The sequence below is a fragment of the Rhizobium sp. WW22 genome (genome assembly GCF_047041135.1).
In the GTDB taxonomy this organism is placed as follows: domain Bacteria; phylum Pseudomonadota; class Alphaproteobacteria; order Rhizobiales; family Rhizobiaceae; genus Rhizobium.
The window spans coordinates 1,205,157-1,219,346 of the sequence record NZ_CP178198.1 but is presented as its reverse complement, the minus strand read 5'-3'; the positions used below and the strand labels follow the sequence as shown (position 1 = coordinate 1,219,346).

Genomic DNA, 14,190 nt, shown 5'->3' with positions numbered 1-14,190 from the left:
CTTCGTGCAGATATCGTCAGTAAAGCGGCTCCTCATAGACCGATTTGCCGTCGAGAAGCAGGCTTCTGATATGGGCAACGCCATCGGAAGACACCCGAGCCGCGATGGCGACGCGATCGGCGTTGCGGGCGCTCTCGATATCATGCCCCTGCCCTTCGGGCACATAGTAGCGCTCGATGCCATAGGTGACCCCGACAATCGCCTGCTGGGGATCGGTGGCATGGCCATAGAAAACATATTCGACAGGCAGGCTTTTGAGCACGACCGTATCGGGTTTCTGATCGAGCTTTCCAAAGGATGATTCGACGATGCCCCAGTAACCGTCATCCTGCCTCTTCAGGCGAACGGACAATATCGCGGCACTTCGGCTCATTTTCGGCGGTCCCTCGACCATCGTCGAGAACGGAACCCGTGAGATGTCGTAGTTCAAGGTCACGTAGTCGCCGCGCAGAAGATCGCGCGGATCGACCGGTGCGGTCTTCAAGAGAATCTCGACGCCGCTCCGCAGGCCCCAGGCGCGCTCGCCGACCATGTAGCCGAGAACTGCCGTCTGCAAAGCGGCAACGACGATGGCAGCAATCCATAGTCGGCGGGAACCGATGGTCGGGCTCTTTTCAGCGATATCGGTCATGCCTGTGTCCCCTGCCCGCTATTGCCGGAAAAGCGCCGTTCCAGCTGGATGACCAGCCAGGCTGCAATGGCCACAAGCAAGCCGGCAACGAGGAAGAACCCCGCAGTGCCGATGATCGAGCCTATCGTCTCACCTGCAAGATAGAGAATTTCGCAGGCAAAGACGAAGTAAGCGAGATAGCGCACCGCGCCATTGTCGCGGCCGCTGAGGGCTATTGCGATCACCGCGCTCGCCAGTGTCGCCGCCGCCACGATGACAAGCGGCAATTTATCCTCGATCCAGACATTATTTTCAAAGGAACCGTTGCTGATTTCGGCATGGACAAGAAAGAAGCCGATCGATGCGATCAGAAAGGTGTAGAAAGCCGGCGCGGCGCCGGCCGTGCGGGCGAAGGGCAGGAGCGGCGAAGCGGGAACACTGACGACGAGAAACGCCGCCATGCCGAGAGCGGCAAACAGGATCGCGGTATTCAATCCCTCGTGGCGGCCGAACAGCCATGTCAGCCAGCCCACGAGCATGAGATAAGCCAAATGCCGAGCCATGGGCGCGTCGGCATAGCGGACAAGCCCAATCAGGACCGCAGCCATCAGAGGTGGCATCCAGGGCATGATCCCATACCATTCGTCGAAATGCCCCCAGAGATAGACGCCGCAAAATGCCCAGGCCAGAAAACCGGCGAGCCCGACCTGAGCCGAGGAACGGAACAAGGTCGCCACGATGCAGGCAGCAGCGAACCAGACGAGCATCATTCTCAGTTCATCGCCGGACAGATTGTACATCTGGCCGACCAGTGCCGTGGCGCCACCAAAACTCAAGGTGCCGAGAATCAACAATGCAGCGGCGATGATGGAGCGACCCTGGCCTAACAAATATGCAGCCGCGAGATGGAAGGCCCATATCATCGTGACCAGCCCTAGCAGACGGGCAATTCTCGGAATGGTCTCCCAGTTTGCAGATATGAACAGCAAGATGGCGAGGCCGAGAAGCACGGCGGCGATGATGGTCAGTACCCGGCCGGCGCTGAAACTCGTCTGGCGGCCGTCATACTCGCCGAGGATGGCTTTGGCCGTCCCCGCGTCGACAAGGCCCTTGTCGGTCCAGATCTTCAGATCCCGCTCCAGCCTGCCCCTGTACATGCCCGGCTCCCCCTCGCTGCGATTCTGCTTGCGACAGAGTTAGCACAAATCGCCGCACAATCGATGCGAGCCGAGCGGTTCTGGCAGAAGCTTCGGCTCACAGGAATATGTGCCATATTAATACGGAATTAAGGGATCATGCGGTATCTTTGTGGCCGGTAAAGAGATACCGACTGCAGATATGCGCGCAGCTCATGCCTCCCATGAAATTATTGCGCTGCACAAATTCGAAAAGTCATACTATTTATCAGGCAACAAAACGGCGGTGGCGCGCCGGGCCGATGCAGATCGGAGCAAGCCTGGGGATGGATATCCCGACACCATATTCGGAGCCGCATACTCCTCCTCCCAATGCGCTCCGATCGATTGACGACACTCCTCCTCCCAGTCGTCAATCACCACAAATGACGCCCATCGCATCCTCCTCCCGCGGTGGGCGTTATTTTTTTACCTCCCTAAATCGGTTTATGCTGCGCAGATGCGCATGTTGACCAGCGGACTACAATCGAAAGGCCGCATGGCAGTTCGCAGCGGAATTCGGGCCCTCCAAAATAGCAGGGCCGGCGAAAAGATGGCTAAAAGCGGGCCGCCGCCGGCAAGCGCTTCGGAATGTCCGACACTTGCTCGAAATTGACTTCCAGCGGCGAACCCGGTTGGTCGTGATATGCACACAAAGAAGCCATCATCTTAGGCAAAACACCATAAGACTTGCATGTGGCGCATAGGTGGCATGAAGCTTTCGCGCTTTTAGTTTTCGCGGCGCAGCATATATTTAAATCCATTAGATCGACGACGGAACCAATCACGGAACTGCTCGATCCCTTGATCCTCGAAAGGGACTACAATGAACCTGACCCGCTCTTTCAACAACTGGCGCAAGTATCGTCAGACCGTAAACGAACTCGGCCGCATGAGCTCGCGTGAACTGCACGACCTCGGCATCGACCGCGCCGACATCCATCGCGTTGCCCGCGAAGCCACCGGCCGTTAAAAGCCGGATAGGCTTCGCCCAACAGCGAAAGCCTTCTCAACGCCCGTTGCGGACCTCCGCGGCGGGCGTTCTTTTTTGCCTATCGACTGAGCAGACGCAGCATAATCGATTCCGCTGCGAGCTATTCCCCATTTGCAAAGCACACAAATTTTGAGCATCGACTGCTTTTTGGGCGTCATATTGCACAAATGCATGGCAGACGCCTCTTCTTTGCACTGCACAATCAGCGTCTTCGCGCCTATATAGAGTGCAAGCGTTGAGGCGGTAATCGTACCGCCCGCAAACAAGATACTGAGGAAAAGATCATGAACCCGATTCGCATTGCAAAGAACTGGATCAGCTACCGCCGCACTCTGAACGAACTTGGCAACCTCTCCAGCCAGACCCTTTCGGACATCGGCGTCAGCCGTTACGAAATCCGCAACATCGCTGCTCGTTCTTTCCGTTAATAGGAACAGACTGAGCAGACTGCCTCAAGACGGCGCCTTTTGGCGCCGTTTTTGATTCCGGCAGTCAGCAAATCAATTGGATCGTCGGCCTGCCCGTGATAATGACGCGCGCATGACACAGATCACTTCCCACTCTCCCATTCACGTTATCGGTGGCGGCCTCGCGGGCTCGGAAGCCGCATGGCAGATCGCCAATGCCGGCGTTCCGGTCATCCTGCATGAAATGCGCGGCGTGCGCGGCACGGAAGCGCACAAAACGGACGATCTTGCCGAGCTGGTGTGCTCCAACTCATTCCGCTCCGACGATGCCACCAGCAATGCCGTCGGCGTCATCCATGCGGAAATGCGCATGGCGGGTTCGCTCATCATGGCATGTGCGGACAAGCATCAGGTGCCGGCCGGCGGCGCGCTTGCTGTGGATCGCGACGGCTTTTCGGCTGCCGTGACGCAGGCGGTACAGAGCCACCCGCTGATCACAGTTCTCCGCGAGGAAATCCAGGGCCTGCCGCCGAGGGAATGGGACCAGGCGATCATCGCCACCGGTCCGCTGACGGCACCCGGGCTTGCCAGCGCCATCCAGGCTGAAACCGGCGCCGATGCGCTCGCCTTCTTCGATGCCATTGCGCCAATCGTCTATCGCGATAGCATCAACATGGACATTTGCTGGTATCAGTCGCGTTACGACAAGGTCGGTCCCGGCGGCACGGGCAAGGACTATATCAACTGCCCGATGGACGAAGCTCAGTACAATGCCTTCGTCGATGCGCTGATCGCCGGCGACGCCGTCGGCTTCAAGGAATGGGAAGGCACGCCCTATTTCGACGGCTGTCTGCCGATCGAAGTCATGGCGGAGCGTGGGCGTGAGACGTTACGCCACGGACCGATGAAGCCGATGGGGCTCACCAATGCCCATAATCCGACGGTCAAGGCCTATGCCGTCGTGCAGCTGCGTCAGGATAATGCGCTCGGCACACTCTACAACATGGTCGGTTTCCAGACGAAGCTGAAATATGGCGCGCAGGCGGAGATCTTCAGGCTCATTCCCGGCCTTGAAAATGCGGAATTCGCCCGCCTCGGCGGTCTGCACCGCAATACCTACATCAACTCGCCGACCCTGCTCGACCGCTCGCTGGTGCTGAAATCCCGGCCGGGCCTGCGTTTTGCCGGCCAGATCACCGGCTGCGAAGGCTATGTCGAAAGCGCCAGCATCGGCCTGCTCGCCGGCCGCTTCGCCGCTGCCGAACGCAAGGGCGAAGCTCCCTCGCTGCCACCGTCCACCACGGCGCTCGGCTCGTTGCTGAACCACATCACCGGCGGCCATATCGTCTCGGATGAAGAACAGGGCAAACGCTCCTTCCAGCCGATGAATATCAATTTTGGGCTTTTCCCGGAGCTGGAGCCGGGCTCGATCGTCAAGCCGGAGGGCGTCAAGCGCTTCCGCGGCAAGGACAAGACCATCATGAAACGTCAGCTCATCGCCAAGCGTGCGCTTGCCGATTGCGCCAGCTGGCTCGGCGTGCCGGCGCCCGTGTTGGCGGAAAGCGCCTGACCTGGAGCGTTTTCGCTTTTCTTCGAATAGCGAAAACGCTCTATCTTCTTGTTTCCTGACGCATTCCGGACGGAAAACCCCTGCGCACTTTTCCTGGAAATGCTCCAGCGGCTTTCTTGATTTTCAGCTTGTTGCCGGCGGCGCGTGGTGCTCGAGTTTCGCGTCTTCGCCGGCGACATAGTTGCCGAGCAGCCAGAGCGAGACCTCCGCAGCTTCCGCCGGCGTCTTGAACTCGAACGTGCCGTTGTGATGCGGAACATCGAGGAAATCGACGATCAAGCCGCGTCCGGTTGCTGAAATCTTGGCACGCGCCTTGCCAGGCTCGATCAGATGGACGCTGAAATGATTGCGCACGTTGCGCATAAAGCCGGCTTTGTCATCGTGGAGCCGCACGAAGACCGCCTGCCCGTCTGCGGTTGCCTGCAATTGCCGGATCGCTTCGGTCGGAAAGGCACGGCCGAATTCCAGAATGGCAAGGCCGGTATCGTGCAGGCCGTCTTCCTTGTTCTGCGATGCCATGCGCGTCGCGTAATAGGCAATGAAGATGACGATCGCGAACAATATGCACCAGACGACAATACCCACGGCAGATCCCCCTGAAATGCAAATCAAGTGCCGGCCATCTCCATAGACGCCGAGACTTGCGCGAGCTTGGTGTATTTTAGATTTTCTTTGTGATCGACGCTATCGCCATGCGCAGCTGCCGGCGCCATTGCGGCACCACAAGGGATCGATCGAAGATGTCCGCGCCAAGCTTCTGTGCCTTCTGCAGGACAGGCTCGGCCAAGGTAACAGGCAGAAAGGCGGGGAATACGGCCTGCGGTATGGCGCCTGCCACCCTCGCCTTGGCGAGATGCTCGCGACCAAGACCGGCGAAGGCTTCGACCGCTGCCGAAATGCGCGGCTTGTCTTCACCAGCGAGAAAACTGTCGCGGTCAAGCCCTGTCGCCGAGAGGATCTCCAGCGGAAGGTACACCTGGCCGCGATGGCGATTAAGCGGCATCAGAAGCAGCAATCCGGCGATTGCCTGAGCAACGCCCGCATGGCCGGCGGCATCGGCGGAGCGCTTCGCCTCGTCGGCAGACAAAACCAGGCTTACAAGCTGGATGAGAGCAGACGCCGTCTCGCCGGCATAGCCTTCCAGGCTGCTGCGACTTTCCATGGGATCGTCGTAGAGATCGAAGATGCGCGCATCGATCATGTTAATCAGCGTCTGGCGCGGCAAGCGATATTCTTCGATCGCGGTCAGAAGCTCGGAGGCCAGCGGATTGGCTTCGCTCGATCCGTGAGATTGCCCCTCCAGGAGATCGCGCCAGTACTGCATGCGCACCTCGCCGGGCAGTGGCTCGTGCACGAGATCGCGCACGCGCGCCAACTCCGCATTGAAGGCATAGAGCGCGGCCAGCGCAGGGCGCTTCTCTTCCGGCGCCAGCAGGCAGGCGAGATAGCGATCGCGATCGGTGTCGCGAAGCGTTGCGAGGCAGATGTCCCGGTTGCTACGGGGCGCAGCTGTTATCGTCATACCTGGATCCGAATATCAGACGGCGATCAGCGCGGCGGCCACGGCGCGCGATTCGGACAGCATGATGTTGAATGTGCGCACGGCAGCGCCGGTGCTCATCGGGTCGGACGAAATCTGCCTTCCACGCAGGGCAGCCTTCAACTCGGCGGGAAGCGGTCGCAGCTCCATGCCGGTGCCGACGAGCAGCACTTCGATCTCGGCAGCTTCATCGAGAACCTTCTGGAAGCGATCCGGCGTCAGCGCATCGCCCTGCAGCATGTCCCAGCCGTAGATGCCCGAGGGCAGGCAAAGCAGCGAGCCGCGATGCGACATGTCGGCAAAGCGGAAGCCACCATTTCCGTAAGCGTCGATCGGCGCGCGTCCGGGGAAATGCGCGTTTCGGATTTCTATACCTTTAGCCACTGTATCACACCGCTGGTTTGCCTGACTGGATGTTGCCGGCTGCGGGTCCATTGCTCTCACCGCCGGTCTGGAACTTGTCCGGCCGCAGCTTGAACAGGATCAGCACGGGCGCCGCAATATAAATCGACGAGAAAGTGCCGACTGCGACGCCGAAAAGCAGGACGAAGGTGAAGGCACGGATCACCTCGCCGCCGAAAATATAGAGCGCGAGCAGCGCCAGAAGCGTCGTCGCGGATGTCAAAATGGTACGAGATAGTGTCTGATTGATGGAGGCATCGATCAAAATCGGCAATGGCATCTGCGAATAGCGCTTCAGGTTTTCGCGCATGCGGTCATAGACGACAACCGTGTCGTTCAGCGAATAGCCGACAATCGTCAGGATCGCGGCAATGCCGGTCATGTTGAATTCCATGCCTGATAGCACGAAGAGGCCGAGCGTCAGGATGACGTCGTGCAGCGTCGCAATGATCGCGCCGACTGCGAATTGCCATTCGAATCGAAGCCAGATGTAGATCAGAATTGCTGCCAGCGCCGCCAGGACGGCAAGGGAAGCGGTGGCGGTGATTTCGCCCGATACCGCCGGCCGACTACCTCGACGCGAGAGAAATTGTAGTTCTTGCTCAAGTCGTCCTGCACCAGGGAAACGGCCGACTGTTCGGCGTTCTCGCCACCGTCCTGCGCATGGACACGAACCACGGCGCCAAGCCGATCGGCCAGCCGCTCGACGCGCACGTCGCCAGGTACGACGGCTTCAAGGCGCGTCTGAATATCAGCAACGTCGGCAACACCCTGCTTGGCGCGGACCTCGATGATCGATCCGCCGGCAAAATCGATGCCGAGGTGCATGCCGACCGTCGCGAAGGCAATGAGCGTGGCGACGGACAGCGCAGCGGAGACCGTAAATGTATAGCGGCGGATGCCCATGAAGCGAATATTGGCATTATCAAAAATGCCGCTGCGGACGCCAACCAGCAAAGTACGCGGCTTGCGATGTGAGATCCACATATTCACCAGCGACCGCGTGACGAAGCAGGAAGTGAAGAAGGTCGAGATAACGCCGACCATCAGCGTCGCGGCAAAGCCGCGCACCGCGCCCGTGCTGGCGTAGAAGAGAATGGCGGCAACGATCAGCACTGTCAGATTGGCATCGGCCACGGTCGCAGCTGCACGGTTGAAGCCGTGGCGCAGCGCATCGACAAGAAGATGGGTCTTCTTCTCCTCCTCGCGCACACGCTCATAAATCAGCACCAGCGCATCGAGGCCGATGCCGATGATGAGAACGATTGCCGCAACGCCGGGCAAGGTCAGGGTGATACCGAGCAAGCCCATGAGCGCCGCGACCATGATCATGTTGATGACGAGCGAGATGGTCGCGATGATGCCGAGCAGGCGATAGAAACCGATCATCAAGGCGGCGACGAAGACCGCGGCGGCAATGCAGGCAATCAGGCCATAACGTGCCGTTTCGCCACCAAGACCGGGCTGAATGGTCCGCTCTTCGACCGTCGTCAGCGTCGCGGGCAATGGTCCGCTCTTGACCATGACGGCAAGATCCTGGGCGCCCTGGGCCGTGAAATCCCCGGGAACGTCGATCTCGCCCGTTGCTATGACCGTCTTCAGCGAGGCCGCGGAAATGACCTGGTCGTCAAGCACGACAACGATGACCCTGCCGAGATTGCTGGCCGTCGATTGTGCAAAGCGGTGGGTCGCCTCCTGCGTCAGCTTCACGGAGACCGTGCCCTCGCCTTTTTGATTGTCAACGACCGCGACGGCATCGGAAAAATCGATGTTCGAAAGCAGCGGCTGCCGCTGCACGAGATAGCCAACGGGCGGATCATCTTCGGAAAACATCACATCGGACCCGGCCGGTGGCTGCTTGTCCATAGCGTCCTGGACCGACATCGACTGATCTATCAGGCGGAAACTGAGTTTGGCGGGTTGGCCGAGAAGGTTCTTCAGCCGCTGCGCATCGGCAAGATCCGGCACCTGCACGACGATGCGGTCAGACCCTTGCCTGCGGATTACGGGTTCGCCGACACCGAGTTGTGCGATGCGGGCGTGGATGACCTTCATCGCGCGTGCGATCGCCGATGACACATGGCTATCGATATCGGCATCGGTGATATCGAGCGTCAGCGCACCGTTGTCACCCTGAGATAGAACCGCGGACGGCTTATCCGGTCCTGATGTCAGCGGTTGCAGTGCCGTCAAGGCCGTCTGGATCTGTGCGGGATCATTGATGCGAAGCTGGATCTTGCGGCCAGTGCCGGTCAGGCCCGAATAGGCGACATTGACAGTGCGCAGCCGGGTGGAGATATCGCCGACAATGCTTTCCAGGCGATCCTTCTCGACATCGCCCCGTTCCATCTTCAGCAGCAGATGCGATCCGCCCCGAAGATCAAGACCAAGCTCGATCTTTCGGTGTACCCACCATGTCGGAAGGAATGAAAGCGCGCGCTCGCCAAGAAGATTGGGAGCGGCCAGAAGCACGCTCAAGAGAACGACGAACCAGATCAGGGTGGTCTTCCACCAGGAGACGTGCAGCATCGCTCTCTCGAATTAGGATTTCCCTACTGCGCCCTCCCTTTCGAACGAAAATGCAAAGGGCGCAGTAACACCTTGAATTTGTGCACAATCCTTCAAGAAAGTCGATCTCGAATTTGGAAGATGCGCAGCGGCAGCGGGAGCCGCCTCTCGGAAAGAGCCTTACGCGGCGTCCGCCTTGACGGGCTCACCCTTGACGCGAACCTCGGAAATAGCGCTGCGGACAACGCGGATGCGCACGCCATCGGCGATCTCGACTTCCAGTTCCTTTTCGTCGATCACCTTCGTGACCTTGCCGACGATGCCGCTGGTGACGATCTGATCACCGCGACGAATATTCTTCAGGACCTCGTCACGCTTCTTCGCCTGCGCGCGCTGCGGACGGATGAGGAGGAAATACCAAACGACCATCAGCGGCACAAACAGGATGATCATTTCAAAGCCGGAACCGCCGAAGGCGCTCGCGGCCGAATCTGTTGCGCTCTGCGCATATGCGTTGGTGATAAACATCGAGAACTCCCTTGAACTCCTAGCGGGAGCAAGGCCCCGCGTCAGGTGGCCGGAATATAGTTACGCGCATGGCGAATGCAACAAAAACAGCCGTCAACCGTACCGTTTTCCCGGTCTGTTAGCCTTTCAGCCCCCAAAAGAGCATGATACCCGGCAAGACAGCGCGCGCATTTTACGACTTTCTTGTTCAATATTCAGGAGGAAACGGTGACTGAAGACCAAAACGCCCTGATCCTTGCCGAAGTGCGTCGCCTTGCCGACGCTGTCGAACGCCTGGCCGGACCGGCCCCGGCCGTCAATGACTGGAATGCCGCCGACTGCTTCGTCTGGGTCCCTGCCCGACTCTATCTGCAGCCGGTACCACGGCCGAACCGTGTGGCGCTCACCCTCATCCGTGGCGTCGATCACGTGCGCGATATTCTGCACGAAAATACGCTGCGTTTCGCGGAAGGTTTCGCGGCCAACAACGTGCTGCTCTGGGGCGCGCGCGGCATGGGCAAATCCTCGCTCGTCAAAGCAGTGCATGAAGACGTGCGTCGGGCGACCGGCGTTTCACTGAAGCTGATTGAAGTCCATCGCGAGGATATTTCCTCGCTGCCAGTGCTGCTCGATATCCTGAAGGCAACGCCGCATCGCATCATCATCTTCTGCGACGATCTCTCCTTCGATCATGACGACACTGCCTATAAGTCGCTGAAGGCGGCTTTGGACGGCGGCGTCGAGGGACGGCCTGATAATGTGCTGTTCTATGCGACATCCAACCGCCGCCACCTGCTGCCGCGTCATATGATGGAAAACGAACAGTCGACCGCCATCAATCCTTCGGAAGCCGTCGAGGAAAAGGTTTCGCTCTCCGATCGCTTCGGCCTCTGGCTCGGCTTTCATAAATGCAGCCAGGAAGACTATCTACAGATGATCGATGCCTATGCCGATCACTTCAAGCTCGATCTTGATCGCGCCCAAATGCATCACGAAGCCCTGGAGTGGGCGACGACCCGCGGCGCCCGTTCCGGTCGCGTCGCCTGGCAATATATCCAGGATCTGGCCGGCCGGCTGCGCATCGTGCTGGAGCGTGATTGATCCTCAAGCGATCAACATCGCCATAAACGACAAAAAGCCCGGCATTGACCGGGCTTTTTGCAGAGTCCTTGAGACGCACTACCTATTCAAGGAACGTCATTGGGTTGACCGGGGCCGAATTCTTGCGGACTTCGAAGTGCAGCTGCGGCTGGCTGACATTGCCGCTCATGCCTGACGTGGCGAGCGTCTGACCGCGCTGGACCTTCTGGCCGCGAGCGACGCTAAGCGCGTCCGCGTGGCCATAGACCGTTACCGTGCCGTCGTCGTGGCGGACGAGGACGGTGTTGCCGAGTTCTTTCAGGCCGTTGCCGGCGTAGATGACGACACCGTTTTCGGCAGCCTTGATCGGCGTGCCCTCCGGAACGGAGATGTCGATGCCATCGTTGCGGCTGCCGTTGACGTTGGCGCCATAGCCGGCGACGACAGCGCCGCGAACTGGCCAGCGATACTTGCCGATACCGGTCGCCTCAGGCGCATCGGCCTGCGCATCCGACTTTGCGGCATCATTGATGGACTGGCTCGGCGAAGCGGAGGCAACTTCCTTCGGCTTGGCAGGGGCATCAGCTGCCGCATCGGCATGGGCAACCGCCTTGGGCGCCTGCTTGCCGATCGGGTCGACGGCGGCCTGCTTCGGCTCTACAGGCAGTGCGCCCGGCTTGACCGATGCCTTCTGCGGCTCGATCGAAGCGGTCTTGACCGGATCTGCGGCAGCGACACCACCGTGCGGCAACGCGAGTGCCTGACCGATGCGAATACTGTCGCCGGCCTGCATGTTGTTCGCACGCTTCAGTTCGGCGACGCTCACGCCGCTTTCTTTGGCAATTCTCGCCAGCGAGTCACCTGGCTTGACGACGTAAGTGCCCTTCGGCGTTGACCCCTTGCCATTGCCGGCGGCGAGCTTATTGGGATCGGCAAGGCCAGCCTGGGACTTGCCGCGCATTTGGTTGCCGGAAGGCAGCGCAAGCGCTTCCTGCTGCGGCGCCTTGGCCGGACCGGGCATCTTGCCGCCCGTGGAAAGATCGGTCGCTTCAGCGGCCATCTTTGCCGGACCTGAGACACCTGCCCCATTCATCGTCGGGATGATGATCTGCTGGCCTGGCTGCGCCGCGGCGCCATTGCGCAGGCCATTCGCGCGCAGGATCTCCTTTTCCGGAACGCCATAGCGGCGCGACAGCAGCGCAATGTTTTCACCCTGATGCAGCGTCACGCTCGGGGCATTGACCGTAGTCCAGCCGGGAGACATCTGCTGCGCGGCGGCCGCCTTGATCGTGCCGGTAGACATCGTGTCGGGAGCAAGCGCCGGTGTGGCACGGGATCCATTGCCACGCGACGAGGGGAACGGCTGCGCGAGAGCTTCGGCTTGTCCCTGCGATACCGCACGAGGACGACCGGGATTGGCGGAAGCGCCGGGAGGAGCGAGATCGGCGCGCTGAATTGCGACAGGAGCGGTCGAAGCCCGTGCGCTGGAATAGGATGGGTTATAGCGAGCCGGAGAATTCGGGTATGGTTGCGACATCGGCGCGCTCTGCTGCGAATAATCCTGCTGGCCGTAACCGCCAGCCTGAGCAACGTCGGCGCGGGGCACCGGATCACCATTCGGACCATTGAGGCCGCGCCGGTTGATCGAGCCGGTCGTTACATTGTCCGTCTTGTTGAAAAGACCGCTGAAGCGGGTCGTGTCCGAACTGCAAGCTGTGGCAGTGCTCGCCAGAAGAACGGCCACCAGGACTTTCCCTGCCGATTTGCTGACGTTTGAAGAAAGACTGAAACCCATGACTCGACCCACTTAAGACGCAACCGATTATGGGTCAATTAAAGCGCGTTAATCTTACCATGCGGTTAAAGCACTGGTGCAGCATGTGTTTTTTTGAGGAATTGATAACCATAGAAAATGAAACGGCGCCAATCGCCCGCTTCCATAGGGGCGTCAGCCCGATTTGAGCCTCAAAGATAGGAGGCGAGCATGGGAACGATGGGCTGGTAGGGAACGTCGAATAATTCTTCGCGCTCGAATCGGCTTCCCGTCTTCGTCAGGCGCACCAGACGACACGTATGCTCATCGACGATAAGCGGGGCTATCATCGAGCCGCCGGACACCAGCTGTTCTGCATAGAAGCGCGGCATCGTGGTAAAGGCGGCAGTGACCAGAATGCGGTCGAACGTGCCCTCGCCCGGCAAACCGGCGCTGCCGTCCGCCTGGCGGATGATGACATTACGCAGGCCGAGCGCATCCATGCGCTGCTGCGCCGATGTCGTCAGCGTCTTGTAGCGATCGACCGTCAGCACGCGCTCGACGATCCGCCCCATGACGGCAGCGGTGAAGCCGCTGCCCGTACCAATTTCGAGCACGCGGTGGCCAGGCTTGATCTTCAGGCTGTGAAGAATACGCACTACCAAATCGATGCCTTCCATGAAGGCACCGCAATCGATTGGAATCGTCCGGCCGGAATAGGCATCATCGGCAAACTGCATCGGCACGAAAGGCATGCGCGGTGTCTGCTCGACCGCCGTCATCAGATCGATATCCAATATGCCCTCTGCCCGCAGCCGCAACACCACGGCCGCAAAGCCTTCCTTTTCCACCAAACGAGGTGTCAATCCGCTACTCCATACCGAGCGCCCGCGCCACGCGGTCCTGCGCCGAATAATCCGTCAAATCGAGTTTCAAAGGCGTTACCGAAATACGATTTTGTTTCAACGCCTGAATATCAGTGCCCGGACGGAAGATACCGTTTCGCTCGCCGAAGCGAAGCCAATAATATGGGAATCCGCGGCCGTCGGCCCGCTCCTCGACCTGCACGTTGAAGGCAAGATTGCCTTGTGCGGTCACCTCCACGCCATGGACCTCGTCGGGGCGACAGTTCGGAAAGTTCAGATTGAGGAACGTCCCATCAGGCAAATCGACAGTCATCAGCTTGTTGAGCAAAGCAGGCGCATGCGTTTCGGCGACATCCCAGGGCACAACGCGGGAGCCATTTTCATAGAGATAGGCTTGGCTCAGCGCAAAGGAACGAACGCCTTGCAGGGTGCCCTCGATGGCACCGGCTATGGTGCCGGAATAGGTGACGTCGTCGGCGACATTGGAGCCGGAATTCACGCCCGAAAGCACGAGATCCGGCTTGATGTCCATCACCTGGCGGATTGCCATGATGACGCAGTCGGTCGGCGTTCCCCTGAGTGCATAATGCTTCTCGGAAACCTTGCGCATGCGCAACGGCTCGGAAAGGCTCAATGAGTGGGCAAGTCCGCTCTGATCCGTCTCGGGCGCGACAACCCAGACATCGTCGGACAGAGTGCGGGCGATACGCTCCAACGCCGCCAGACCTTCGGCATGAATGCCGTCATCATTGGTCAGAAGAATACGCATCGCCACACC

The 14,190-nt window shown here is 59.6% G+C and carries 13 protein-coding genes and 1 pseudogene; 4 read left to right on the top strand and 10 right to left on the bottom strand.

Annotated features, from left to right (window positions below; translation table 11 throughout):
- Positions 1-16: 16 nt before the first annotated feature.
- A complete protein-coding gene (locus tag ACK83U_RS06115; RefSeq protein WP_112610165.1) occupies positions 17-631 on the bottom strand; it encodes a GDYXXLXY domain-containing protein in 615 nt (204 codons plus the stop codon).
- On the bottom strand, positions 628-1,767 hold the full coding sequence (locus ACK83U_RS06110; RefSeq protein ID WP_112610163.1) for a DUF2157 domain-containing protein: 1,140 nt from the start codon (positions 1,765-1,767) through the stop codon (positions 628-630). The genes ACK83U_RS06115 and ACK83U_RS06110 overlap by 4 nt, the downstream gene beginning before the upstream one ends.
- An 844-nt stretch (positions 1,768-2,611) precedes the next feature.
- Between ACK83U_RS06110 and ACK83U_RS06105 the strand changes: the two genes are divergently transcribed.
- The 3 genes from ACK83U_RS06105 (at position 2,612) to trmFO (ending at position 4,756) form a co-directional block, all read left to right on the top strand.
- On the top strand, positions 2,612-2,758 hold the full coding sequence (locus tag ACK83U_RS06105; protein WP_015339702.1) for a DUF1127 domain-containing protein: 147 nt from the start codon (positions 2,612-2,614) through the stop codon (positions 2,756-2,758).
- A 305-nt stretch (positions 2,759-3,063) separates the two neighbouring features.
- Positions 3,064-3,207 carry a DUF1127 domain-containing protein gene (locus ACK83U_RS06100; protein ID WP_069611985.1) on the top strand — a complete coding sequence of 48 codons (144 nt, stop codon included), beginning with the start codon at positions 3,064-3,066 and terminating at the stop codon, positions 3,205-3,207.
- A gap of 112 nt (positions 3,208-3,319) precedes the next feature.
- The gene (gene trmFO / locus ACK83U_RS06095; protein ID WP_112610159.1) at positions 3,320-4,756 is read left to right on the top strand and encodes a methylenetetrahydrofolate--tRNA-(uracil(54)-C(5))-methyltransferase (FADH(2)-oxidizing) TrmFO; all 1,437 of its coding nucleotides are present in this window, start codon (positions 3,320-3,322) and stop codon (positions 4,754-4,756) included.
- Between the two features lie 123 nt (positions 4,757-4,879).
- Here the strand turns inward: trmFO and ACK83U_RS06090 are convergent, their stop codons facing one another.
- From ACK83U_RS06090 to yajC, 5 genes and pseudogenes are all read right to left on the bottom strand, one after another.
- On the bottom strand, positions 4,880-5,341 hold the full coding sequence (locus tag ACK83U_RS06090; protein ID WP_112610157.1) for a hypothetical protein: 462 nt from the start codon (positions 5,339-5,341) through the stop codon (positions 4,880-4,882).
- A 76-nt stretch (positions 5,342-5,417) separates the two neighbouring features.
- A complete protein-coding gene (locus ACK83U_RS06085; RefSeq protein WP_112610156.1) occupies positions 5,418-6,278 on the bottom strand; it encodes a phytoene/squalene synthase family protein in 861 nt (286 codons plus the stop codon).
- 15 nt (positions 6,279-6,293) lie between these two features.
- Complete coding sequence (locus ACK83U_RS06080) at positions 6,294-6,680, bottom strand: MTH938/NDUFAF3 family protein (protein WP_112610155.1); 387 nt, start codon at positions 6,678-6,680, stop codon at positions 6,294-6,296.
- A gap of 4 nt (positions 6,681-6,684) precedes the next feature.
- Positions 6,685-9,227, bottom strand: a pseudogene (gene secDF / locus ACK83U_RS06075) (protein translocase subunit SecDF).
- A 159-nt stretch (positions 9,228-9,386) separates the two neighbouring features.
- A complete protein-coding gene (gene yajC, locus ACK83U_RS06070) occupies positions 9,387-9,734 on the bottom strand; it encodes a preprotein translocase subunit YajC (protein WP_015339695.1) in 348 nt (115 codons plus the stop codon).
- 207 nt (positions 9,735-9,941) lie between these two features.
- Between yajC and ACK83U_RS06065 the strand changes: the two genes are divergently transcribed.
- Positions 9,942-10,814: a DUF815 domain-containing protein gene (locus ACK83U_RS06065; protein WP_112610339.1), complete on the top strand. Its 873-nt coding sequence runs from the start codon at positions 9,942-9,944 to the stop codon at positions 10,812-10,814.
- Between the two features lie 82 nt (positions 10,815-10,896).
- On the opposite strand, the gene ACK83U_RS06060 is transcribed toward ACK83U_RS06065, so the two are convergent.
- The 3 genes from ACK83U_RS06060 to surE form a co-directional block, all read right to left on the bottom strand.
- Positions 10,897-12,588, bottom strand: a complete 1,692-nt coding sequence (locus ACK83U_RS06060; protein WP_112610153.1) for a LysM peptidoglycan-binding domain-containing M23 family metallopeptidase — start codon at positions 12,586-12,588, stop codon at positions 10,897-10,899.
- 170 nt (positions 12,589-12,758) lie between these two features.
- Complete coding sequence (locus ACK83U_RS06055) at positions 12,759-13,412, bottom strand: protein-L-isoaspartate(D-aspartate) O-methyltransferase (RefSeq protein WP_112610151.1); 654 nt, start codon at positions 13,410-13,412, stop codon at positions 12,759-12,761.
- A 4-nt stretch (positions 13,413-13,416) separates the two neighbouring features.
- Positions 13,417-14,181, bottom strand: a complete 765-nt coding sequence (gene surE / locus ACK83U_RS06050) for a 5'/3'-nucleotidase SurE (protein WP_112610149.1) — start codon at positions 14,179-14,181, stop codon at positions 13,417-13,419.
- Positions 14,182-14,190: the final 9 nt, after the last annotated feature.